Consider the following 22,412-nt stretch of genomic DNA (forward strand, 5'->3'; position numbering starts at 1 on the left):
CAAAATAATAGAGTGGGTGCAGAATAGTCCTTGTGATAGCGATGACGGCCGCCTAATCCCAAGAGATGAGCCGCATCGGGGAGGAATAGAAATGATTCAGAATGGATGCCCATCACGTCTACCCTTGGACGTCCATGGGGAGAACGATGCGGGGAGCCCTGAAAGGGCGTGCAACACACCATATGGGTGGTCGTTGCCACTCCCCTACCCGAGCGGGTAGCCATCTGCTACCCGCTTTTTGTTTCCCGGACTACCCCGCGACTACACCGGGTAGCGGGGCGACCGCCAGGGGCCGGGGCCTATCATGAAGCTGATGAGATTGAAAAGGCGCCGGCGGGGGCAAGACCGCCGGACCAGGGAGGACGAAATGGATATCAGGAACGGACTTCGAAAGACTATGGGGTTGTGGGTGCTGGGCGGCGTGCTTGGGGCTATGGTGCTTACCGGCGCAACCTGCGCGGAGTGGTTGGCGGAGAGGGACGCGACTCCCATTGCGCCGTCCATCCCGTCGGCGCCCCCAGCGCAGCCGCCCTCGCAGGCGGCAGTGCCGACGGCCACAGCCAGGCCGCTCGTTACGACGATGGCGGAGGTGTCCCGCCACCCGAACGATATGCCTCGCTCGTCTAACTACACGCTCTATGAGAACGGCAAGTTCTCCAGAGAGGTTGAGCGCACGGGGCCGCTCACGATCGAGGCGCACCTGACCGTCAAGGAAGGCGTGGCGCAGATCGTAAACGGCACGGGCATCACGGTCTGGACGTTCGACGGCGGCATACCGGGTCCCATGCTCCGCGGACGGGTGGGCGACACGCTGGACTTCTACCTGCACAACCCGGATACCAACAAGATCCCGCACAACGTGGACTTCCACGCAGTGACAGGACCGGGCGGTGGCGCGGTGGCGCTAGGGACAAAGCCGGGCGAGGTGAGCCACCTGCAGGTGAAGCTGCTCAACCCGGGTATCTATATCTACCACTGCGCGACGCCGGACATCCCGATGCACATCTCGCAGGGCATGTACGGCCTGATCGTGGTGGAGCCGGAGGAAGGCCTGCCTGCGGTTGACCACGAGTTCTATGTGATGCAGCACGAGTACTACACCGAGAAGGGCGGCGAGGAAGGCTACCAGGCGCTGGCCGATAAGGGCTACCTGCAGTACTCCAACAAGTACGGCAACCTGGAAGAGCCCACGTTCGTGATGTTCAACGGCCGGCCCGAGGCAGCGATGGGCGACAGGGCAATGGGAACGTACGAGGGCGTCAAGGTCAAGACGGGCGAAACGGTAAGGCTCTTCGTGGGCAACATCGGGCCGAACCTGGTGTCCAGCTTCCACGTCATCGGCGAGGTGTTCGACAAGGTATACGTCGAGGGGTCATTCGACCTGGTCAACAAGAATATTCAGACAACGCTCGTGCCGGCGGGCGGCGCGACGGGCGTGGAGTTCACGCTGGAGGTGCCCGGAAACTACATACTCGTGGACCACTCGATCTTCAGGATCCACAAGGGCGCGATTGCGGTGATTGCGGTGGAAGGGGAAGACAACCCTGAGGTCTACCACCCGATAAAGTCGAGCGAGGGCGTGATGTCCGGCCACTAGAAGGGGGCGGCTACACGCGGAGGTCCGAAACGAGAAGGGGCCGGCAATCGCCGGCCCCTTCCTCTGTTCAGGCTAGATCGGCATTGAAGTCCAGTCCGACAGTCTCGGTCTGAAGACCCCCTCTGTGGTCTCCCCCGTGGGGGAGACGAGGACGGCCCCCTACCCCTTTTTCGTCTGTCCAACGTCCGCGTTTGCGGCGGTGGACATTCCGTCCAGGTGCCGGGCGTCGTTGAAGCGGAGGATGCGGGCGTTGTTGGGATTGCGCCTGTCGTGGCCGTTGGAGTGCCAGCGCGGCTTATCGATTGCGAATTCGAAGACGCCGGTGTTCGCCACCGCAAGCCCCCAGGCGCGCTCCGTGCCCATGAGCGCGCCCAGGATGTACTGGGTGATCCCTCCGTGGCTTACTAGCGCTACCCGGGCGTCGTTCTCGTGGCAGTCCAGGACCGTCCGCACAACCCGCCGGGCGCGCGCTTGCCGAAGGTCGCTCGTCTCCACGCCGGGCACGCCGTTCCACGCGTTCAGCCTCTCGGCCTCGAAGTCGATGTGCGGGTACTTCACTGCGGCCTCGGCAACGGTCAGGCCCGAGAGAGCGCCCATATCGTGCTCTTTCAGGTCGTCCCAGTACTCCACGCTAAGGGGGGACAGGTAGCCGAGGGCGATCTGCGTGGTCTCCGCGCACCTCTTGAGGGGGCTGGAGTAGATGTGGGTCGGCCGGAGCTGCTCGCGCTCGAAGGCCTCGCGGAGCTTCTGCGCCTGGGCTCGCCCCTTGTCGTTGAGCGGGAAGTCGGCGTGGCCCTGCATGCGGCCCTCGGCGTTGCCGCCGCTCTCCGCGTGCCGCACGATGATGAGTTTCATATGGCGCTTATCTCGCCCTTTTCGTTCGCGACCAGAAGGGATGTGAAATCGTAGCCGCGGCTGCGAATGCCCTCGCCGCCGCCCATGTTGCGGTCCAGGATGCATGCTACCTTGACCACCTTGCACCCGGCCGCCTCCACAGCCTCAATCGCATGGTTCAGGCTGCCGCCGGTGCTGCAGGTGTCGTCCACCACCGCGACCTTAATCCCCGGCCTGAGCGTGCCCTCGATCATCTTCTTCGTGCCGTGCTGCTTGGCCTCGGTTCGCACGATGAGCGCCGGGATGGGCCTGCCCTCCAGGTGGCTCACGACTGCTATCGCCGCCACCATCGGCACCGCGGCCACGGCGGGGCCTGCGACGGCCTCTGCGCCGGCGGCCGTCAGCAGCGGCACCAGGGCTTTGGCCGACTCGTATGCGCCCTCCGGGTCCAAGGTCAGCAGGCGGCCATCGAAGTAGTAGCTGCTCATCTGCCCGGATGTGAGCTTGAACTCGCCGAACTTCAGGGCGCCGAGCTTCTTTGCGAGCTCCAGTATCTTGTCGTTGCCGGTTGCCGTGGACACGCTTCGTCCTTTCTCGTTCAGACTATTTTTGACGTGCCTTCCCAGTGGTACAGGCGGTGCTTGTATATGTAGGCCTCAACGGCCGTGGGGACGCGGTACTTGATGGTCATGCCGTTTGTCACACGCATGCGGATGTCGGTGCCGCTAAGGTCAACGGAAGGGCCGTGGACGACGAGCACTTTCTCGGATGACCCCTTCTTGACCGTCTCGAACGGCTCAGGGTCGAAGTTGTCCACGCCGGGACGGGTCATGCCGACCACAGTGGCGAGATCCAGTATGCGGTCGGCCTTCTGCCACTTCTGAAAGTCTTTGATCGCATCCAGGCCCACGATAAGGTAGAACTCCCACTCGCTCCCGCGGCTGGCCCGGAGCTGCTCAAGGGTGTCAACAGTGTAGGTAGGCCCCGCGCGCCGGACCTCCATGTCGGTGACCTTGAAGTACGGATTTTCAGCAACCGCCAGCTCTGTCATCGTCAGGCGGTGGTGGGCCTCGGTGATGTGCTGGCCGGTCTTGAACCATGGCTGACCTGCCGGAATGAACAGCACCTCGTCCAGCCCAAGGTGCTCCCGTGCCTCTTCCGCTATGTAAAGGTGTCCAAGGTGGATTGGGTCGAAAGTGCCGCCGAAGACGCCAAGCTTCATAATTAGTCCCATTCCCATTCCATCTTGCCGATTACGACGGTGTCGCCGGGGCCGATGCCTGCCTTCTCCAGCGCGTCCACGACCCGCATCTTCCGCAACATCTCGTAGAACTGCGCCCTGGCGTTCCAGTCTCCAGAGTCTACCATAGCGGCCATTCTCTCTGCAGGCTTGAACTTGACTACATACCGTGTATCCGACTTCTTGATTATCTCCGGCCTGACATCGACAGGCCTCGGACGGAGGACCGGGACCTTTTCAAGCTCTTCTTGCTCCGTGCGCTCACGCTCCCGCGATGCTGATTCCTCGGTACGGGCCTTCTCCAGAACGATGAGCACTTCATCCAGAAGCTCAACCATACCGGTGCGCCCTGCGGCGGATATAGCGAAGACCTTCTTCCCTTCAAGGTGCGCTTTCATAGCCCGGTAACCAACTTCGGCCTCAGGCACGTCCGACTTGTTGACTGCAACCACCTCGTGTTTCTCGATAAGCGTATCGTCAAAGGCCTCCAGCTCAGCCCTTATCTTCTCGTACTCAGCGACAGGGTCTTCCAGAGTGCCGTCGACGACATGGACTATCACCCTCGTGCGCTCGATGTGGCGAAGGAAGTCGTGCCCGAGTCCAACGCCCTCGTGAGCGCCCTCGATCAGGCCAGGGATGTCGACCATCACGAACGACTTGTCCCTGTGCTGGACGACTCCCAGAAGGGGCTCAAGGGTTGTGAATGGGTATGGGGCTATCTTCGGCCTTGCGGCGCTTACGGCTGATATCAGGCTGGACTTTCCTGCGTTAGGCGCGCCGACAAGTCCAACGTCCGCAATCAACTTCAGCTCAAGTCTGAGGCGGAGGTCTTCCGCCGGCTCACCCTCTTCCGCCAGAACGGGGTACTGGTTGACTGAGTTTGCAAACTTTGCGTTTCCGCGACCTCCCTTGCCTCCCTTCGCTACAAGGACCTTCTCCCCGTGCTTTGTAAGGTCTGCAATCATGGAACCATCCTCGTCGTTCCAAATCTCTGTGCCTACCGGAAGAACGATCTCGAGGTCCTGCCCCCACTTGCCGTATCTCTTGGAACGAGCGCCGTTCTCACCGTCCTCAGCCGCAAAGTCCTTCTTGTACCTGAATGCAACAAGGGTGTTAACGTTCTCATCCGCCCTGAAGTAGAAGTTCCCACCGTTGCCGCCGTCCCCTCCATCTGGGCCGCCGTACTCTATGAACTTCTCCCGGCGTCCGCTGATTGCGCCGTTGCCGCCCTTACCGCTTCTTATGGTAATGAATGCTCTGTCTATCATGTGTATTTCTTTTCTCTGTATTAACAGCAATAGGCGTGTTGAAACAGCGCCATTCGGTCAAGGGACCCGTTCTACAGGCGCGCGTGCGCTGGAAAGAATGTAGGTGGGCTGTTGGACAGGGGTTGAAAAAATGTGGAATAAAAAAAACGAATCCCCACGCGCGTTGACTTGCCCACATCCAAGGGAGGTTTTCCACAGGGTACGGGCGGTTATCCACATATCCTGTGGGCCTGGGACTATTATAGATGCTGAAGCGTCGTTTTCGGGGGTCAGGCGGCGGCGAGGGCTTCGCGTATGTTGATGACGTCGCGCCGGAGGTGGGCGTCGGCGTCTATCTGGGCGGTGATCCGCTGGCAGGCGTGCAGGACCGTCGTGTGGTCCTTGCCTCCGAGCAGGCGGCCGATCGTGGTGAGGGGCAGGTTCGCCTCCTCGCGCAGGAGGTACATTGCGACGTGGCGGGCGAGCGCCGCAGCCTTGTCACGCCGCTTGCCAACTATAGTCTGCTTGTCTATCGAGAAGTAGGCCGAGACGGCATTGATGACTACCTCTTCCGAGACGCGCCTGGCGGGCGCCGGCGACAGCGCGTCGGACATCGCCTTCTTCACGAAGTCCAGGTTGATGACGCTTCTCGATAGCTGGGCAAGAGCGGCGACGCGGTTGAGGCAGCCTTCCAGCTCCCGGATGTTCTTGTGGACGCGCCTGCTCAGGAGCTCGAGCACGTCGGCCGGGAAGTGGTGCGCGGTCCCCTCGGCCTTGGCCCGCAGTATCTCAATGCGCGTCTCGAGGTCCGGGGTCTGGATGTCCACCACGAGACCGCCGGCAAGTCGCGAGCTGACACGGTCCTCAAGGAGCGTGAGCCCGGAGACCGGCCGGTCGCTGGTGATTACCACCTGCTTGCCGGCCATGTGCAGCGCATTGAAGGTGTGGAAGAAGCCTTCCTGGGTCTGTTCCTTGCCTATCAGGAACTGGATGTCGTCCAGCAGGAGCACGTCCGCGCTGCGGTACCGGTTGCGGAAGTCCTCGGCTCTCCCTTCGCGGATCGACTTGATGTACTCGTTGGTAAACTCTTCCGTGGTGCAGTAGATGAGGGCCAGGCCGCGCGCCATCAGCCGGTGGCCGACGGCGTGCAGCAGGTGCGTCTTGCCCAGGCCCACGCCGGAGTACAGGAAGAGCGGGTTGTACGCCGCGCCGGGCCGGTCCGCGACCGCCATGGACGCGGCGTGCGCCAGATCGTTGGACTTGCCGACGATGAAGGTATCGAAAGTGTACTTCGGGTTGAGCCGGTTGTAGGCGAGGAGCGAAGGCGCAAGCGCTGCCGCTTGCGGCGCCGCAGCCGTCGCTGGCCTGTCGCTCGGCGAGGCTTTCAGAGAGCCGTCCGAAGCGACAACATCGAAGCGGACTTCCATGGGACGCTGCACGACCTTCTCGATGGTCTGGCTGATCAACGAGTACATCCGCTCCTCCAGCATGCTGGAGACAAATGCGCTGGGCGTGCCGACAACCAGCTCGGAGTCGGTGAGCTCCAGGCCCTGTGTGTCCTTGACCCAGGTCTCGTAGCTGGGCCTGGGAAGCAAGAGCTGTAGCTCTCCCTGGACGGCCTCCCAGACCTTTTCAGCTTTTTGAACAGAGATTAGGACCATTTTCGAATTCCTGAGACGATCCCCGCGCCGGAGCATGTGTCACGCATTGTCAAAACGGGGCCGGGACGGTATATGTGTCGGGGGTGCGCAGATTCTAGCACGAGTTTTTCATTGGTCCGCAAGTCCGAAAAGACTGACTTTCACGCCGATTTTCCGTAAGATGTATATTTGCCGTGCAGGGCTGTAACAAGCCGCTCCCGTGCGGGAGCGGCGTAGACTGCACCATAAATGGAGTAAAGTGTTTTCTTTGTCATTCGAACACGCTTATTCGGCCTTGTGTAGCCGCCCGCGCTGTATGCATCGGCGTCTCTTTAGCACAACGGTCGCCGCCAACTAACAAGTTTCATACGCGGATAATACTAAAACGCTACGCCAATCAAACAAATTGATTAATCAATTTCCAGAACTCTTGTCGCCCGAAAGCTTCGACCAGTGGAACCATCTCGGGAACAAGCAGACTGCTCTGGTGTGGTGCTATGCTGGAGCCATGGACAGACCCGGGCGGGGTGGGAGGATGCGTATGGATCAAGGTGTGGCGCGCGGGACAGCCGGTGTTTTGCTTGAGCAGGCAGAGGCTTCCCTCGCCGAGGCGCGAGGCCTCCTGGGAGGAATGGAGACGGAGGCCGCCAGCGAGAGGGCGTACGACGCCATGCTCAGAAGCGCTCAGGCGGTTGTGCTCCACCGTAAAGGGGAGTTGCCCGAGTCCGACTTCGAAGTCATCAAGACCTTCGAGTCTGAAGTGATTAACACCGGCGTGGTTGACCTCAGGTTCCGGGGAGTCCTTATGGACGCCTACGGCTTCAAAGAGGACTACGAGAGCCTCCAGTTCCCCAGGAGCATGGAGTCGAGGGTCGAGCGCATGTGCCTGGACGCCCGGATGCTTATCAACGAGGTCCGGGAGGTCCTGGCATCGGTCCCCGGCGATATCAGCGGTGGAGCGACGGCGTAGCCGGGCCGTCAAGGGGGTGGGGATTTGACGACTGCAAGAGGCGCCGCAAGGGTGACGGTCCGCGAGGCCAGGATAGAGGATGTAGTTCCCCTTTCAGATGCCCTTGAGCCCGAAGTGAGCCGCCGGCAGATAGCCATGCGCTTGCAGGAGCACTTCGAAGGCCACCGCGTTTTGTGGGTCCCGGACCTCGACGGCCAGCCGGTTGCCACCGTGAGCCACGGCGGCCCACGCCACAAGCTGCCGGGGTCGCTCCGGCTCTTCGCGCTGGACGTAGGCAAGGACTATCGACGCAGGGGCATCGGCGCCGCGCTTGTCCGCGCGGTGGAGGAAGAGGCCCGGCGCCAGGGCCTTTCGACGGTCAACCTCGAAGTTGCCCAGGCCAACACGGACGCCTCGCGGCTGTACAAGCGCCTCGGCTACCGCAGCTCCGGCGCGCCGATCGTGGAGCGCTGGGAGCGCGCCGGCGAAAACGGCGCCCTCGAGCCCGTTCGCGAGGTAATATGGGTGATGGTGAAGCGGCTGGACTAAGCCCGACCCTTTTGGTTGTTAATGTGCTGCGTCTTACAGCTCAAAGATAGCACAAACGTGCTGGTTGCCAAGCCTCCTCCGTCGGGCCATTGCTGCCTTACACTAGAGTTCTTGTGGTGCTATGCTTACCTGAAATTATGGATAGCATTCGAGAGGTCGCCATGGGCGCGAGAGCAAAGCGAAAGCCGGTCCAGGTTGTAATGGAGAACGGGGAGCCATCCGCCGTTATCATCAGCATCGAGCAATACCGCGATATGTTGGAGCGGCTCGAGGATATGGACGAGCTGAACGACCTCAGAGAAATGCGGAAGAAGCCTCTTAAGTTCCGGTAGCTTGATGAGTTTCTACGGGAGCGCGCTACAACAGATGTATAGCGTTCAACTGGAACGCACTGCAGAGAAGGACCTCAACTAGCTTACCGCTTCGGAATTTGAAAGAGTGATTAAGGTCATCAGGTCTCTTGCTGAGAATCCCAGGCCAGTCGGCGTGAGAAAGCTATCTGGCTCAAGGAGTGACTGGCGAGTTTGGATAGGCACACTTCGAGTCATTCATGAAATAGATGACTCGAACAAGGCCGTCTTTGTGATGCGTGTGAAGCACCGCAGTGAGGCCTACAAGTAGAAAGTCTACCCCGACCTATCGAAGTTCGGCACCTCTACCTCTCCCTTCATCTGCCTGAACACCAGCGGCACCGTCTTCGCCTGGCCCGGCGCTCAGGGCAGGATGCGCTCATAGCGGCCAATGTCGTAGTCGTTGGCCGCATGGCGCAGACCCATGTTGGCAATGGCGCGCAGCTCATCGGCGATGTGGTAGAGCGATGATGTCATGGAGACTCCATTGGACGAAGGCGGGGCCGTGGTCTGCGGAATGACGAGACCATTTGCTAGTGTTATCCTAACAGGAAGTAATCCGTCATCAACAATGCCGGAGGCGCGAAAGTGAAACTGGCAATAGATATTCCTTCGGAAAAGATAGGAGAGTTCTGCCGGAAGTGGCGCGTCAAGGAGTTCGCGTTCTTTGGGTCGGTCCTTCGCGAGGACTTCCGCCCGGACAGCGATATCGACGTGCTGGTGACTTTCGAGCCGGACTCGAATACGAGCCTGTTCGATTTGGCTGATATGCAGATCGAGTTAGAAAAACTGTTCGGAAGACCTGTAGATTTAGTAAGTCGTAGAGGCGTGGAACGAAGCCGCAACCCTATTCGCAAGAAGGCAATACTGGATTCGGCGGTAGTGGTTCATGCGGCGTGATAGGGAATGTCTGTTAGACATCGTCGATGCGTCTAATTTGATCTTCACCTATATGAACGGCGTCACCAAAGACGCTTTCCTTGAAGACTATATGCTACAGGACGCTGTGATTCGGCGGCTTGAGATTATTGGCGAGGCTACTAATCGATTAAGCGACGACACACTGGCCCTCGATCAGGAGATGCCCTGGCACAAGATAGTCGGCATGCGTAATGCCCTGATTCACAGGTATGATGACGTCGACCTTGACATCGTTTGGAAGACTGCGACTGTGGACCTTCCGTTACTATTACCTCGGCTCGAAAGTCTACTTCATGTCTTGGGCCGAGATCCCTAGCCCTACCGCCTGCCGCCCTTTATGCCGCCTGGCGTGAACAGCTTGGCCGTCCACGTCTTGTCAACCGCAAAGTTAGATACGGCTCCCCACCCCAATTCGGAGACCGCGGCCCAGCCATCATCCCGGGTCAGATCGGTATCGAGCTTCATTGACTTCTTGGGGTAAGTCAGCCATACCGTACCGCCCGCCGTCACCGCGCCTATGGCGGTCCGGGCGACCTGCTCAACATCGGCCTTCCTGTACACAAACCCCTGGACCACGTGGTACCTGGTAGCGCCCGCTACGCTCGTCGCGATAGGCATAGTCTTGGGAAGGCCTGCGGCGCGGAGCTTCTCGACGTACCCCTCGGGCGCGTTGAGGATAAGGATGCTATTGCCGGGCTTGATGCCGAGGAGCCTGGGGAGAGAGAACTCTGCTGACATTTTGGTGAGCCTCCTGACGCCCCTATCTTACATCAGGCACTCGCTGAAGGAGCCAGGACGACTGCATGTCGATGAGCATCAGGCCCTTCTGTGTTGGGTGACAATATGTGATTATCCGACCCCAAACGTAGAAACGTGGCGGGCGCACGCAGTGCGCCCCTACGAAATCCGGCCTCGCCTTGCTGTGGAACCGTGCATGGCTCATCCTCGTTCCCAGCACCAGCACCAGCACCAGCACCAGCACCAGCACCAGCACCAGCACCAGCACCAGCACCAGCACCAGCACCAGCACCAGCACCAGCACCAGCACCCAGCACCTCGAAGACCCCGCATGAAGCCGGTGCCGCATCGGCTGAATCGGGGCAGCACCCCTCCGACACCCTCTCTGTCGCCCGGAGCGGCGACATCTCCCCCTCAGGGGGAGAAACAAGAGTGGCCTGGGTTCGTCTGCTACTCAGCCCCTACCTCTTCCCCTTCCTGTACTCCGGAAGCGGCTTTATGTTGTAATCGCTCGCCGCGCCGTTGGCGAGGCTCTCGGCGGCCGCGCGGGCGGTGTCGAGCGAGGTGAAGCACGGGATGCGGCGCTCGGCCGCGGTGCGGCGTATTTTGAAGCCGTCCTGGAGCGTCGCGCGGTCGCCGGTGACGGTGTTTACGACAGCGTTGACCTTGCCCTCGATTATCACGTCCAGCACGTTCGGGTGGCCCTGGTCGAGGCGCTTGGTGATCACCTCGACCGGCATACCCAGGCCCGCAATCATTGCCGCGGTGCCCTCGGTGGCGTACATCTTGTAGCCCGCCGCGTGGAGGTCCTTGATCATCGGCACCGCCTCGGCCTTCGAGCGATCGGACAGGCTGAGCAGGATCGCGCCGTTGGGCTTGAGCATCAGGCCGGCGGCCATTAGCGTCTTCGCCAGCGCCGGGCGGAACTCGTAGTCTATGCCCATCACCTCGCCGGTCGACTTCATCTCCGGGCCAAGATAGGTGTCCACGCCGACGAGCTTCTGCATCGAGAAGACCGGCGCCTTGATCGCGACGAGCTTCTGGCGCTTCCACAGGCTGCCCTTGTAGCCCTGCTCCTTGAGCGTCTTGCCGAGCATGGCGTTCACGGCCAGGCGCACCATCGGGACACCCGTGACCTTCGATATGAACGGGATCGTCCGGCTGGAGCGCGGGTTGACCTCGATAACGTAGACCTCGGTCTTCTCGCCATTGCCGCGCCCCCTGTCCGGGCTGCGGTAGGCGGAGCCGCCGACGACGACGTACTGGATGTTCATCAGGCCGCGCACGCCCAGCGCCAGGCCGATGCGCGTCGTGTAGTCCACGACGGTGTTGACCTCTTCCTCGGTCAGCGTGAGGCCGGGGTAGATGGCCATAGAGTCGCCGCTGTGAACGCCCGCGCGCTCGATCTGCTCCATGATGCCGGGGATGAGGACTGTCTCGCCGTCGCACACCGCGTCTACCTCGACCTCGCGGCCGGCGAAGTACTTGTCGATGAGGACGCGCCGGCCCTCGCCGGCCTTCTGCGCCTCGGCCATGTACTTCACCAGCTCGGTCGCGTTCTGCACGACCTCCATCGCGCGACCACCCAGCACGTAGCTGGGGCGCACGAGGACCGGGTAGCCGATCTCCTGCGCCACCACGAGCGCCTGCTCCAGGTTCACGACGGCAGCGCCCGGCGGGTTTGGGATGCCGATGCGCGCCAGGAACTCTTCAAAAAGGTGCCTGTCCGAAGCCGTATCTATCGACGCCGCTGACGAGCCAAGGATCGGCAGCCCGGCCTTATCGAGGCCCTGCGAAAGGTTGATCGCCGTCTGCCCGCCAAACTGCACCATCGTCGCGGGTATTTCACCCTCACCCGACCCCGATGAGGCATCGGGGTCGACCTCTCCCGTCGAGGGAGAGGTAAGAGAATGAGAGTCGCCTGCGTCCCCGGTCTCATTCTCGATGATATCGCGAACGCTCTCCTCGTCCAGCGGCTCGAAGTAGAGCCGGTCCGTGGTGTCGAAGTCCGTCGAGACCGTCTCCGGGTTGGAGTTGACCAGGACGCTCTTGACGCCCTCTTTCTGCAGCGCCCAGGCGGCGTGGACCGAGCAGTAGTCGAACTCTATCCCCTGCCCTATGCGTATCGGGCCGCTGCCGACGACGATCGCCTTCGCGCCGGGCATCGGCTCGGCCTCGTTCTCCTGCTCGTAGCTGGAGTAGAAGTAGGGCGTGTGCGCCTCGAACTCGGCCGCGCAGGTGTCCACCATCTTGTAGACCGGGCGGATGCCCCACTTGCCGCGCATCGTGCGGACCTCGTCGGTGGTGCGGTCGGACAGCACGCCGATCTTGCGGTCGGAGAAGCCCATCCGCTTCGCCTGCCAGAGGAGGTCGCGCGTGACGGTCTCATGCATCAGGCGCTCCTCCATCTTCGTAATGCGGAGGAAGGCGCGGGTGAACCAGGGGTCGATGCCGGTGATGCGGGACAGCGTCTCGGGGTGCACGCCGCGGCGGAGGGCGTACATGAGCGCCCACAGCCGCTCGTCGGTCGGGTGCAGCGGGAGGTCCTTCAGCTCGGGATCGGAGTACTTGAGCGTGGAAGTGGGCGTGTCCTTCGCCTCAACGGCATCCTTGTCGATCTTCCAGGAGGAGTCCTCCCACAGCAGCGACCGGCTGCCGATCTCCAGCGAGCGCACGGCCTTCTGGAACGCCGCCTCGAAGGTGCGGTCGATCGCCATGACCTCGCCCGTCGCCTTCATCTGCGTGCCCAGCTTGCGGTTGCCCGTGGGGAATTTATCAAAAGGCCAGCGCGGAATCTTCACGACGCAGTAGTCGAGGGCCGGCTCGAACGCCGCTACGGTCTTCTTCGTGACCGCGTTGGGGATCTCGTCCAGCCGCTTGCCGATGGCGATCTTCGCCGCCACGCGCGCGATGGGGTAGCCGGTCGCCTTGGACGCGAGCGCGGAGCTGCGGCTCACGCGCGGGTTGACCTCGATGACGAAGTACGGGCTGCCCTTCTGGCCGTCGTCCGGGAGCGTCTTGCCCACCACGTCGCCGGGCGCGAGCGCGAACTGCACGTTGCAGCCGCCCTCGATGCCGAGCTCGCGGATGATCTTGAGCGCGGACGTGCGGAGCATCTGGTACTCCTTGTCCGTCAGCGTCTGGCTGGGCGCGACGACGATGCTGTCGCCGGTGTGCACGCCCATGGGGTCGATGTTCTCCATGTTGCAGATGGTGATGCAGTTGTCCGCGCCGTCGCGCATCACCTCGTACTCCAGCTCCTTCCACCCCACAAGCGACCGCTCGACGAGCACCTGGTGGATGGGGCTGGCGTCCATGCCGCCCTGCACGATTGCGAGGTACTCCTCGACGTTGTTCGCGATGCCGCCGCCGGTGCCGCCGAGCGTGAACGCGGGGCGGATGACGAGCGGCAGGCCGATGTCCGTGAGCGCCTTCCTGGCCTGCTCCATGTTATTGACCGTCTCGGACGGCGGGACCGGCTCGCCGATCTCGATTAGCAGGTTGCGGAAGAGGTCGCGGTCCTCCGCGTACTTGATCGCGCGGAGGTTGGAGCCCATCAGCTTCACGTTGTACTTTTCGAGGATGCCCGCCTCCGCGAGCTCCACGGCGAGGTTGAGGGCGGTCTGACCGCCCAGGTTGGGCAGCAGGCCCTCCGGCCGCTCCTTCGCGATGATCCGCTCGATCACCGGCACGGTAAGCGGCTCGATGTAGACGATGTCCGCGATATCCTCGTCGGTCATGATCGTCGCCGGGTTGGAGTTCACCAGCACTGTGGTGATCCCCTCCTCCCGCAGCGACTTGCACGCCTGCGTGCCGGCGTAGTCAAACTCCGCCGCCTGCCCGATGACGATTGGGCCCGAACCGATTACGAGGACCTTCGATGGCTTAGTTGGCATATTTCTGAACGAACTCTTTTCTAAATTCTGTGTGGTCAACACCCAAGAGGTTCAAAATCTGGGCGCGGGCGAGTGATCGGCCGGCTGTACGAGTCGCTTGGGCATCGTCTTCGGAAAGCTTTACGAGTTTGCCTTGATGGAACGCGTTGTTCCGCAGGCCATAGAAATGGCCCAGTTTCGGAACGAGAGGAAACCCCTGCCTACTTAAGAGCTCCTGTACTTGCTTCATACCCTTAAGCTTTGGATAGAGCAGGTTGCCCTGACATTCCAGACATACCCAATTCAAAGCCGTTTCCACGAGTGGTCGTCCCAGTTCAAATTCCCTTTGAGCGCTCACGAACCAGCTCAGCGCGCGAGAGGGTTGTTCGGAGGGTATGGAGGGAATCCGGGTTGATATGCCCTCGAAAAGAGCGAAGGACTTGTTGCGCCCAAGAGCCCATTCATCTCCCCCATAATCGCCTCTTCGAATGCTCCTGCCGGTCTTTATGGTCGCGTCGGTCGAAATGGGGTTTTGCTCTTTCCAGACGTATTGGCAGATTGTGCCAGAGCAAGGTGTCATGAACATTAATAAGTCGTCCAAAAGCGTGTAGTCATCCTCATTAGGGAAAAGCAGCGACCGCGGACATTCGCCCTTGTACTCCACGACGATGTGCGCTTCCTCAAGACTGTTGGTCAAATATCGTGTCAGGCTAGGAGGATTGTAAACTTCCGGATCATAGCCGTACGAAAGCTCATAGCGAAAATCTTCTGGGCGTAATAGTGTCCACCCCTTCAAAGTCAAGGCAGGGTCCGCACAATTAAGCCACCAACTTATCGATGGCCCAACGACAAAATACCGAATGAATGACGGGTTAGCCATTTACATCAACCTTTGCCCGCCAGTCATTACCTCCCAAACACCGCCCTCGTCTCCCTCACGAACGCCTCGCCCATGTGCCTGTACCCATCCGCGTTCGGGTGCGTGGGGTCGCCCATCAGGTCCGGAGACTCCGGGCCGAGCAGCTTGAGGCCGTCCAGGTAGTGGACGTTCCTGTCGCCCAGCGCCCGAAGCGCGGCGACCGCCTCCGCCAGTTCGGAGCGCATCGCCTGCAGCGTCAGCCCCGCGGCGTTCGGTGTAGTCTCCTTGGGGGCAGACCATATGGGCGAGGTCACAATATACGGCGTGCCCGGGTGCTTTTCTCGCACGATCTTCACGAAGCCTATCGCCGCCGCCCGGAAGGTTCGAAGGCTGAGAGCGTTCACCGAGTAGATGTTCACCCCCACCTTCATCGTCAGGTAGTCGGCCGGGAGGTCGCGCACCATGCGCGCCACCATCGGCTCCATGTAGCAGCTGCCGCCGTAGCCCAGGCAGGTCAGGTCCAGCCCCATCGAGCGGGAGGCGACGCCCGGCCAGGTGTTGCTGGGGCTGTCCGCCTTCGCGCACTGGGTGATAGAGCTGCCGTACACCACCCACTTGGGGCGCTTGTCGATATTCGGCCCGACCGACGCGCCGTCATCGACCTCGATGCTCTTGACCCTGATCTCCACGGCCTGCGGCAGCCATATCTCGACGACCTTCCTGCCCTGCGGCAGCCCCCGGACTACGTAGCGTCCATCCTGCGGCCTCGCGGTGCAGTGGAACGCGCCGTCGGAGCATACGTCTATCAGGCCGTACTGTTGCGGCATGGGTGAGACGTCAGAGACCACCTCCGCGTTGACCGCCACCGAGCGCGTGTCCGTCCGGAACGAGATGCGGACTCCGGCGGGCAGTTGAGCGTGCTTCGGCACCCGGTCTGCCGGCGGGAAGAGCGCGGCCTCTTTGTACGGGATGCGCCACGGCTTTACCCAGCCGTCGCCGTGCTCCAGCGATATCGCGCCCTGCCAGGTCAGCCTGGGCGAGTCTGCGGGTATGATCATATCGGGCTGCTTTCTATTGCTTTCTTATCCGGGACCTGTATGCGTCAGCGCCACAAGCTCATCTCACAGTTACCGCACCCTCACGCCCCATCTCCTCACTCGGCCGGTAACGTTTGATGCTGCGGACCATGTGTATCTTGTCGAAATCTCCATCCAGAGCGTACAAAGGCAAATCGTTCTGGATGGCGAGGGTTGCGATTAACAGGTCTCCCAGAGCGACGCGCAGTCCCCTCCGGTCAAGGGCGTGCGAGATCTCGCCGGCCAGTATCCAGGTCTCTCTATCGGCCTCAACGTACTTGAGAGCGCTCAGGAAGTCCCGGTAGAACCTGTACGACTTCTCATCCCGGGCGCCGCGAAGAAGTTCTGTCAGAACGGGCGCCACCAGAACAACCTCGTCTGCGGCCAGCAGGGTGTCAAAGGCCATCGCATCCGGCGACTCCGGCAGCCTTTGGAAGTTTATCCATACGGAGGAATCGGCGACGATCACTTAACTACCCCTCAGTTTGTCGAGCCGCTTCTGCCTTTCGATGTCCACATCTCGATGCTCTCGCAGATCGTCCTTGAGCGAGTGCTCCTTGGCCAGCCTCCGGAGCGTATCGATCTTTTTGCGCCTCAGATACTCGCGCAGTATGGCTTCTACGGCTTTGCTCCTGGACTTCTCCCCGGTATCAGCTATGGCTTCATCCAGCAGCTTCTCATCAATATTCAGCGTGGTGCGCATCAAGTCACCTCATCACAAGTGTGCATCATTATTATACATCACTTCTTCGCACCAGCCTTGATCATCTCGATGAACCTGTCGAACATGTACTCGTTGTCCAGCGGCCCCGGCGAGGCCTCGGAGTGGTACTGGATGCTCATCACGGGCAGAGACTTGTGGCGCATGCCCTCCACCGTGTTGTCGTTCAGGTTGATGTGGCTGACTTCCACGTCCGACGGCAGGGTGTCGGCGTCCACCGCGTAGCCGTGGTTCTGCGAGGTGATGTGCACCCTGCCGGTCACGTTATCGCGCACCGGGTGGTTGCCGCCCCGGTGGCCGAACTTGAGCTTGAACGTCTTTCCGCCGAACGCGCGCCCGAGGACCTGGTTGCCCAGGCAGATTCCGAATATGGGCACGCGGCCGATCAGCCCATTTGCCGTCTCCGCCGCGTAGTCCAGCAGCTTCGGGTCGCCCGGCCCCGGGGATAGCATGATGCCGTCCGGCTTGCGGTCCAGGAACTCCTTCGCGGTCGCCTTGGCGGGCATCGCGATGACCTCGCAGCCGCGGGTGCGGAGCATTCGCATGATGTTGTACTTCAGGCCGCAGTCCTCTATCAGGACACGGTACTTCGTCTCCGGTGCCTCGCGCCGCCATACGGGCTGGTCGCCCCAGGTGTCCGGCTTGCTGGTAGTGACGAGCGAGACGAAGTCGGTATCGCCGTAGCCGGGCATCTCCTTCAGGCGGGCGAGAGCGGCCTCAGGCGACTCGCCGATGGCAATGATGCCCATCATGACGCCGCGGCTGCGGAGGCGGCGGGTGATGGCGCGGGTGTCCACGCCGCTGATGCCGGGGATGCCCTGCGCCTTCAGGTAGCCGTCCAGCGTGCCGGTGCTCATGGCGTGGCTCGGCTCCAGGCAGTGCTCGCGAACGACGAAGCCGGAGACCTGGACCTTCTTCGACTCCGAGTCTCGCTCGTTGATGCCGTAGTTGCCCATGAGCGGGTACGTGGGCACGACGATCTGGCCGGCGAAGGAGGGGTCGGTCAGCATCTCCTGGTAGCCGGTCATGGAGGTGCTGAACACCACCTCGCCGTAGGTGGACTTCTGGTCGCCGAAGGCGTACCCGGTGAACACGGATCCGTCTTCAAGCACAAGGTATGCGGGAGTCTGCATTGATTCTCTCACAGGTAAATAGCCTTTTTGGTTCATCTGTGCGCGGGCGTTTTTCTCTTTTGACGTTTGGCGATTGCTTCCTCGTGCTCACGCCTGAACTTCTCGTTAAGGTCTTTCCAGTACTTCAGTACTTCGTCCTCCGACAGACCTTCCAGATCCTTGCGGATGCTTTCGCCGCCTTTGTGCTGGAGTTCTACGGCCTCTATACGCTTAGTCCTTGCCATATACCACCTCCAACGGGGAGAAAATCCCGATATTGCCATAGCCTTGCAATGTGTTGACTGCGTTATACAGCGGTATTTTGTCGTACTGAACGATATGTTTGAAGTTCCAGCTTACTATCATTCCACATCTTGAAACCGTCGCTGCTGCAACATGAATTGCATCTTCCGCCCATTTCGTAGATACGACCCCGGCCCGAATATATGCTTCAGCTAACGCATTAACGCTCGGAGTAATCTCGGCGAGCTCGAGCAGCTCACGCACTTCATCGAGTACCCCCTGAACATTCGGAGGGGCCGGCTCAAGTTCTTTGAGAACCAGAGTTGAAATGACTAGCTGAAACCGGCCGTCCGCTATTTGGGAGAAGAAACGGCTGCTTGCCTCATCAAAGCCCCTATCGTACGCTCCACCGAAGACGGATGTGTCTGCGTACACCCTTTTCTTCTCCAAAGACCACCTGCACTTTCTTTTAGCCCGGTTAACATCACACCTCGCCCAGTATCTTCGCCAGCTCGGCCGGCGCTGACAGGAACGGCGAGTGGCCGGTGTTCATTGTATAGACCTTCTTGCACGGAGTGGCGGTGTACATGTTTTTCTGGAAGGACGGCATGATCGCGAAGTCCTGGAGGCATTCTATGTACACGCGCGGAACGCGGCCGAAGTTCTGGTCGGTGACGCGCACCCTGTCGCCGCGCGGGCCGGTCGGCTCCGGCTGGAGCAGCTTCTGCGCCCTCGCGACGTCCTCGTCCGCGCAGTCCTGGTAGAAGACGCCCTTCACCTTCGAGACGTCGATGTTAATCGTCACGCCGTCCGGGTTGGGGGAGACGATCGGCCGCAGCCTCGAGGGCTCATTCTTCGCCGTGACCTCTGGGACCGACTCGCCGTCCCTGAGCAGGTGCGCGGTCAGGTAGACCAGCGTCTTGATCCTGTCCGGCCTGGCCTCCGCGACGCCGGAGATCGTGATTCCCGCCAGGCTGTGGCCCACAAGCACTACCTTCTCGGGCAGCGAGTCCAGGGCCTGCACTACCTTGTCGACGTTATGCTTGATCAGCAACCCGGCCGGCGGCGTCCTGTCCTTCCCGTGCGCCGGCAGGTCCACGGCGATGGCCTTGTGGCCCGCCTTCTCCAGGTAGGGTATGAACTTGTCCCAGCACCACGCGCCGTGAAACGCGCCGTGCACCAGCACGTAAGTAGCCATTCAAACGCTCCGCCTTCTAGTCTTCCTTCTCTCCCCGAGGGAGAGGCCTTTGCTGCTCTGAGCAAAGGGTGAGGGCTCAGGCTGTCTGCCCCCTTCTTACCTCTCCCTTGACGGGAGAGGTCTTCGGCGCCCTGGCCGAAGGGTGAGGGTGACGGCTGCTGCGCCTGTTCCCCAGTCCCCAGTCCCTAGCCCCCAAAGACCACCTGCCCGCTGTAAACCGTTGCGGCCACCTTGCCCTTGAGCGTCGCGCCGTCAAGTGGCGTGTTCTTGCCCTTGGATGCGAACTGCTTTGCGTCCACCTTCCACTCGGCGTCCGGGTCGAAGATGGTCACGTCCGCGGGCGCCCCTGCCTTCAGCGTGCCGAGGTTCCTGCCCAGGAACTTCGCCGGCGCGACAGTCAGCTTCTCGATAAGCAGCGGCAGCGGCATGCCGCCGGAGTGCACCAGCGTCATGAGCAGTCCGAGCGTCGTCTCCAGGTTGCTGATGCCGTTAGCGGCCTCGTCGAACGTGCACTGCTTGTCCGTGCGGCTGTGCGGCGCGTGGTCGGTCGCGATGAAGTCCACAACGCCGTCCTTGAGCGCCTTTACCATCGCGGCAACATCCTCGCGTCCCCGCAGCGGCGGCGAGACGCGCGCGCTGGTGTCGTACGACGCCGTCGTGAGCGGGTCGAACCGCTTGCCTATGTTCGCGTAGCCCAGCACCGTCTCGTCCGGCAGCGTGAGGTGGTGCGGCGTTACCTCGCACGTCACGCTCAGGCCGCGCTCCTTCGCGCGCTTCACTATCTCCACGGTGCCCGACGTGCTTGCGTGGGCGACGTGCAGCCTGCCGCCGGTGATTTCCGCCAGCGAGACGTCGCGCGCCGCCATCGCCTCCTCTGACGAGCGGGGTATTCCGCGCAGGCCGAGGCGCGTGGCCACCCACCCTTCGTTCATGACGCCCGCGCCTGACAGCTCCTTCACTTCGCAGTGGTTGATGATCGGCAGCCCCAGGCCGGAGGCGTAGCTGAGCGCCTGGCGCATCACGTTGGCGTCGCCCACAGGGTGGCCGTCGTCGCTGAAGCCGATGACGCCGGACTTCGCCATCTCGCCCATCTCGGCCAGCTCGGCGCCCTTGCTACCCTTCGTCACCGCGCCGATGGGCAGGACGCGCACGACGCCCTCTTCCTTCGCGCGGCGGTTGACGAAGTCCACTATCGAGCTGTTGTCCATGACCGGGTTGGTGTTCGGCATCGCGCAAAGGGTGGTGAAGCCGCCGCGTGCCGCCGCCAGCGTGCCGCTCGCGATCGTCTCCTTGTACTCCAGCCCCGGCTCGCGGAGATGGCAGTGGAGGTCAATGAAGCCCGGGCACACGATCAGCCTCTGCGCGTCGATTACCTTTGCGCCCGCAGGCGGGTTGATCCGCGCGTCGATGCCGGTGATGACGCCGTTCTCGATGAGCAGGTCCGCGATCTTGTCGATGTTCTGCGACGGGTCGACGATGCGCCCGCCGGAGATGAGAATGGGGGTCATGTGGCTACTTTCCTCCGTGGGCCGGGGTGACCAGCGTGTAGAGTATCGCCATGCGCACGGCGACGCCGTTCGTGACCTGCTCCTCGATCACCGAGGCCGCGCCGTGCGCTACCTCCGGGTCGATCTCCACGCCCTCGTTTATGGGGCCCGGGTGCATGACAAGCGCATTCGGCTTTGCCAGCTTCATCCGGCGCGGGTTGATGCCCCAGATCCGCGAGTACTCGCGCAGCGTGGGCAGGTGGCCGGCCTTCATGCGCTCAAGCTGCAGGCGCAGCGCCATGACCACGTCCGCGCCCTCCAGCGCCTTTTCGACGTTGTTCTCGATCTTCACGCCGGCGAAGGGGTGCCCCTTCTGCCTTTTGGCGCCGTTCAGGAAGTCCGGCGGCAGGAGCGTCGGCGGCGCGCACAGCGTCACGTCCGCGCCCATCTTCGTCAGCCCCCACAGGTTGGACCGCGCCACCCTGCTGTACAGGATATCGCCGACGATGACCACCTTCACGCCCTTGATCTTGCCCAGGTGCTGCTGGATGGTGAACATGTCCAGCAGCGCCTGCGTGGGGTGCGCGTGCGCGCCGTCGCCGGCGTTGATGACGCTGGCGTCCAGGTGCCTGGCCAGGAAGTGCGGCGCGCCCGAGTGCGGGTGGCGGATGACGATCATGTCCGCGTTCATCGCCTGCAGCGTCAGCGCCGTATCGTAGAGCGTCTCGCCCTTCTCCACGCTGCTCCCGCTGGAGGAGACGTTGATGACGTCCGCGCTGAGAATCTTCCCCGCTTGCTCGAACGATGCGCGGGTGCGTGTGCTGGCCTCGTAGAAGAGCGTGAAGATGCTCTTGCCGCGCAGCGTGGGCACCTTGCGGATGGCCCGCTGCTGAACCTCGCGCATTGCGACGGCGTTCTGAAGAACGTCGTCGACCTCCTGCGGCGTAAAGTCGTCCAGGTCCAGCACGTGGCGCCTGCCCGCCTGGGGCCGCGCGTTCGGGTTGATCGTCTGCACGCCGGCCACCCGGCTTGCTGCGGCTTGCGATGATGTCCCTTGAAGGGTCATGCCTCTCATCTCCTTTGGATCAGGACCTCGTCCACGCCGTCGAGCTCCTGCACGCGGACCTTCACTTCCTCTTCCATCGAGGTCGGCACGTTCTTGCCCACGTAGTCCGCCCTTATGGGCAGCTCCCGGTGGCCGCGGTCTATCAGCACCGCTAGCTGGATACGGCGTGGCCTGCCGAAGTCGTTCAGCGCGTCCATCGCGGCGCGGATGGAGCGGCCGGTGAACAGCACGTCGTCCACCAGCACCACCAGCCTTCCCTCGATGGCCACCGGTATGTGCGTGGGCCGCATGATGGGCCTGCCGCCGGTGGAAAGGTCGTCGCGGTAAAGGCCGATATCCAGCGACCCCACCGGCGGGTCCGCGTCCTCGAACTCGCTGATCAGAGTCGCCAGCCTGCGCGCGATGGGCACGCCGCGCGAGTGCAGCCCCACCAGGACGATATCCTTCGCCCCGCCGGTGCGCTCCAGCACCTCGTGCGCGATGCGCGTCATCGCCCGCCGCACCTGGTCGGCGTCCATAATCTGCCGTGTTTCAACCGCCTGCTCGGTCATAACCTCTCTCCCTAACCCTCTCCCCTGAGAGGGGAGAGGGGATAAGAGGGCACAAAAAAACCTCTCGCCGTTGAGGTTGTGGCAAGAGGCTACTGCGGCCCGCGCCGCGCATGGCAACGCCGGTAAGTACCCGCGCGCCCGCTTCGTATTAGCCTTGCC

26 protein-coding genes and 1 pseudogene are annotated in these 22,412 nt (G+C 61.9%); 7 read left to right on the plus strand and 20 right to left on the minus strand.

Going from position 1 to position 22,412, the window contains the following annotated elements; genetic code table 11:
* The first annotated feature begins 433 nt into the window (after positions 1 to 433).
* Entirely contained in the window at positions 434 to 1,597 is a 1,164-nt protein-coding gene (nirK, locus tag FJ319_01565; GenBank protein MBM3932986.1) for a nitrite reductase, copper-containing, read from the plus strand.
* A gap of 159 nt (positions 1,598 to 1,756) precedes the next feature.
* On the opposite strand, the gene FJ319_01570 is transcribed toward nirK, so the two are convergent.
* From FJ319_01570 to dnaA, 5 genes are all read right to left on the minus strand, one after another.
* Positions 1,757 to 2,557: a histidine phosphatase family protein gene (locus FJ319_01570; protein ID MBM3932987.1), complete on the minus strand. Its 801-nt coding sequence runs from the start codon at positions 2,555 to 2,557 to the stop codon at positions 1,757 to 1,759.
* Positions 2,449 to 3,078 (minus strand): orotate phosphoribosyltransferase, encoded by a 630-nt coding sequence (gene pyrE, locus FJ319_01575; GenBank protein MBM3932988.1) that lies wholly within the window; start codon positions 3,076 to 3,078, stop codon positions 2,449 to 2,451. The genes FJ319_01570 and pyrE overlap by 109 nt, the downstream gene beginning before the upstream one ends.
* Positions 3,030 to 3,671 (minus strand): nicotinate-nucleotide adenylyltransferase, encoded by a 642-nt coding sequence (locus FJ319_01580; protein MBM3932989.1) that lies wholly within the window; start codon positions 3,669 to 3,671, stop codon positions 3,030 to 3,032. Before FJ319_01580 ends, pyrE begins: the two co-directional genes overlap by 49 nt.
* Positions 3,656 to 4,945: a GTPase ObgE gene (obgE, locus tag FJ319_01585; protein MBM3932990.1), complete on the minus strand. Its 1,290-nt coding sequence runs from the start codon at positions 4,943 to 4,945 to the stop codon at positions 3,656 to 3,658. The genes FJ319_01580 and obgE overlap by 16 nt, the downstream gene beginning before the upstream one ends.
* Positions 4,946 to 5,208: 263 nt before the next feature.
* Positions 5,209 to 6,615 (minus strand): chromosomal replication initiator protein DnaA, encoded by a 1,407-nt coding sequence (dnaA, locus tag FJ319_01590; GenBank protein MBM3932991.1) that lies wholly within the window; start codon positions 6,613 to 6,615, stop codon positions 5,209 to 5,211.
* Between the two features lie 484 nt (positions 6,616 to 7,099).
* Here dnaA and FJ319_01595 point away from each other — a divergent pair, with 484 nt between their 5' ends.
* From FJ319_01595 to FJ319_01610, 4 genes and pseudogenes are all read left to right on the plus strand, one after another.
* On the plus strand, positions 7,100 to 7,528 hold the full coding sequence (locus FJ319_01595; protein MBM3932992.1) for a hypothetical protein: 429 nt from the start codon (positions 7,100 to 7,102) through the stop codon (positions 7,526 to 7,528).
* Positions 7,529 to 7,552: 24 nt separating this feature from the next.
* Positions 7,553 to 8,056, plus strand: a complete 504-nt coding sequence (locus tag FJ319_01600; GenBank protein MBM3932993.1) for a GNAT family N-acetyltransferase — start codon at positions 7,553 to 7,555, stop codon at positions 8,054 to 8,056.
* A gap of 137 nt (positions 8,057 to 8,193) precedes the next feature.
* Positions 8,194 to 8,388 carry a type II toxin-antitoxin system prevent-host-death family antitoxin gene (locus tag FJ319_01605; GenBank protein MBM3932994.1) on the plus strand — a complete coding sequence of 65 codons (195 nt, stop codon included), beginning with the start codon at positions 8,194 to 8,196 and terminating at the stop codon, positions 8,386 to 8,388.
* 4 nt (positions 8,389 to 8,392) lie between these two features.
* A pseudogene (locus FJ319_01610) lies at positions 8,393 to 8,677 on the plus strand (type II toxin-antitoxin system RelE/ParE family toxin).
* A 92-nt stretch (positions 8,678 to 8,769) separates the two neighbouring features.
* Here FJ319_01610 and FJ319_01615 read toward each other — a convergent pair.
* A complete protein-coding gene (locus FJ319_01615) occupies positions 8,770 to 8,883 on the minus strand; it encodes a hypothetical protein (GenBank protein MBM3932995.1) in 114 nt (37 codons plus the stop codon).
* Positions 8,884 to 8,994: 111 nt separating this feature from the next.
* On the opposite strand from FJ319_01615, the gene FJ319_01620 reads away from it, so the two are divergent.
* Together FJ319_01620 and FJ319_01625 are read left to right on the plus strand one after the other, a co-directional pair.
* Entirely contained in the window at positions 8,995 to 9,306 is a 312-nt protein-coding gene (locus FJ319_01620) for a nucleotidyltransferase family protein (GenBank protein ID MBM3932996.1), read from the plus strand.
* Complete coding sequence (locus FJ319_01625; protein MBM3932997.1) at positions 9,296 to 9,643, plus strand: DUF86 domain-containing protein; 348 nt, start codon at positions 9,296 to 9,298, stop codon at positions 9,641 to 9,643. The genes FJ319_01620 and FJ319_01625 overlap by 11 nt, the downstream gene beginning before the upstream one ends.
* A 2-nt stretch (positions 9,644 to 9,645) precedes the next feature.
* Here FJ319_01625 and FJ319_01630 read toward each other — a convergent pair whose 3' ends face one another.
* The 14 genes from FJ319_01630 to pyrR form a co-directional block, all read right to left on the minus strand.
* Positions 9,646 to 10,065, minus strand: coding sequence for a hypothetical protein (locus FJ319_01630; protein ID MBM3932998.1), 420 nt, complete (start codon positions 10,063 to 10,065; stop codon positions 9,646 to 9,648).
* Between the two features lie 32 nt (positions 10,066 to 10,097).
* Positions 10,098 to 10,382, minus strand: a complete 285-nt coding sequence (locus FJ319_01635) for a hypothetical protein (protein MBM3932999.1) — start codon at positions 10,380 to 10,382, stop codon at positions 10,098 to 10,100.
* A gap of 144 nt (positions 10,383 to 10,526) precedes the next feature.
* Complete coding sequence (gene carB / locus FJ319_01640) at positions 10,527 to 13,961, minus strand: carbamoyl-phosphate synthase large subunit (GenBank protein MBM3933000.1); 3,435 nt, start codon at positions 13,959 to 13,961, stop codon at positions 10,527 to 10,529.
* Positions 13,951 to 14,637: a hypothetical protein gene (locus tag FJ319_01645; protein ID MBM3933001.1), complete on the minus strand. Its 687-nt coding sequence runs from the start codon at positions 14,635 to 14,637 to the stop codon at positions 13,951 to 13,953. Before FJ319_01645 ends, carB begins: the two co-directional genes overlap by 11 nt.
* A gap of 209 nt (positions 14,638 to 14,846) precedes the next feature.
* Entirely contained in the window at positions 14,847 to 15,857 is a 1,011-nt protein-coding gene (locus tag FJ319_01650) for a GDSL family lipase (protein MBM3933002.1), read from the minus strand.
* 58 nt (positions 15,858 to 15,915) lie between these two features.
* Positions 15,916 to 16,344: a PIN domain-containing protein gene (locus tag FJ319_01655; protein MBM3933003.1), complete on the minus strand. Its 429-nt coding sequence runs from the start codon at positions 16,342 to 16,344 to the stop codon at positions 15,916 to 15,918.
* Positions 16,345 to 16,578 (minus strand): ribbon-helix-helix protein, CopG family, encoded by a 234-nt coding sequence (locus tag FJ319_01660; GenBank protein MBM3933004.1) that lies wholly within the window; start codon positions 16,576 to 16,578, stop codon positions 16,345 to 16,347.
* 38 nt (positions 16,579 to 16,616) lie between these two features.
* Positions 16,617 to 17,729, minus strand: coding sequence for a glutamine-hydrolyzing carbamoyl-phosphate synthase small subunit (gene carA, locus FJ319_01665; protein ID MBM3933005.1), 1,113 nt, complete (start codon positions 17,727 to 17,729; stop codon positions 16,617 to 16,619).
* 32 nt (positions 17,730 to 17,761) lie between these two features.
* Positions 17,762 to 17,953: a hypothetical protein gene (locus tag FJ319_01670; GenBank protein MBM3933006.1), complete on the minus strand. Its 192-nt coding sequence runs from the start codon at positions 17,951 to 17,953 to the stop codon at positions 17,762 to 17,764.
* Positions 17,940 to 18,401: a type II toxin-antitoxin system VapC family toxin gene (locus FJ319_01675; GenBank protein ID MBM3933007.1), complete on the minus strand. Its 462-nt coding sequence runs from the start codon at positions 18,399 to 18,401 to the stop codon at positions 17,940 to 17,942. Before FJ319_01675 ends, FJ319_01670 begins: the two co-directional genes overlap by 14 nt.
* Positions 18,402 to 18,435: 34 nt before the next feature.
* Positions 18,436 to 19,149 carry an alpha/beta fold hydrolase gene (locus tag FJ319_01680; protein MBM3933008.1) on the minus strand — a complete coding sequence of 238 codons (714 nt, stop codon included), beginning with the start codon at positions 19,147 to 19,149 and terminating at the stop codon, positions 18,436 to 18,438.
* A 185-nt stretch (positions 19,150 to 19,334) separates the two neighbouring features.
* The gene (locus FJ319_01685; GenBank protein MBM3933009.1) at positions 19,335 to 20,657 is read right to left on the minus strand and encodes a dihydroorotase; all 1,323 of its coding nucleotides are present in this window, start codon (positions 20,655 to 20,657) and stop codon (positions 19,335 to 19,337) included.
* Positions 20,658 to 20,661: 4 nt separating this feature from the next.
* A complete protein-coding gene (locus FJ319_01690; protein MBM3933010.1) occupies positions 20,662 to 21,702 on the minus strand; it encodes an aspartate carbamoyltransferase catalytic subunit in 1,041 nt (346 codons plus the stop codon).
* Between the two features lie 5 nt (positions 21,703 to 21,707).
* Entirely contained in the window at positions 21,708 to 22,253 is a 546-nt protein-coding gene (pyrR, locus tag FJ319_01695; GenBank protein MBM3933011.1) for a bifunctional pyr operon transcriptional regulator/uracil phosphoribosyltransferase PyrR, read from the minus strand.
* Between the last annotated feature and the right edge of the window lie 159 nt (positions 22,254 to 22,412).

The organism is SAR202 cluster bacterium (assembly GCA_016872355.1).
In the GTDB taxonomy this organism is placed as follows: Bacteria; Chloroflexota; Dehalococcoidia; order Lucifugimonadales; family VGZY01; genus VGZY01.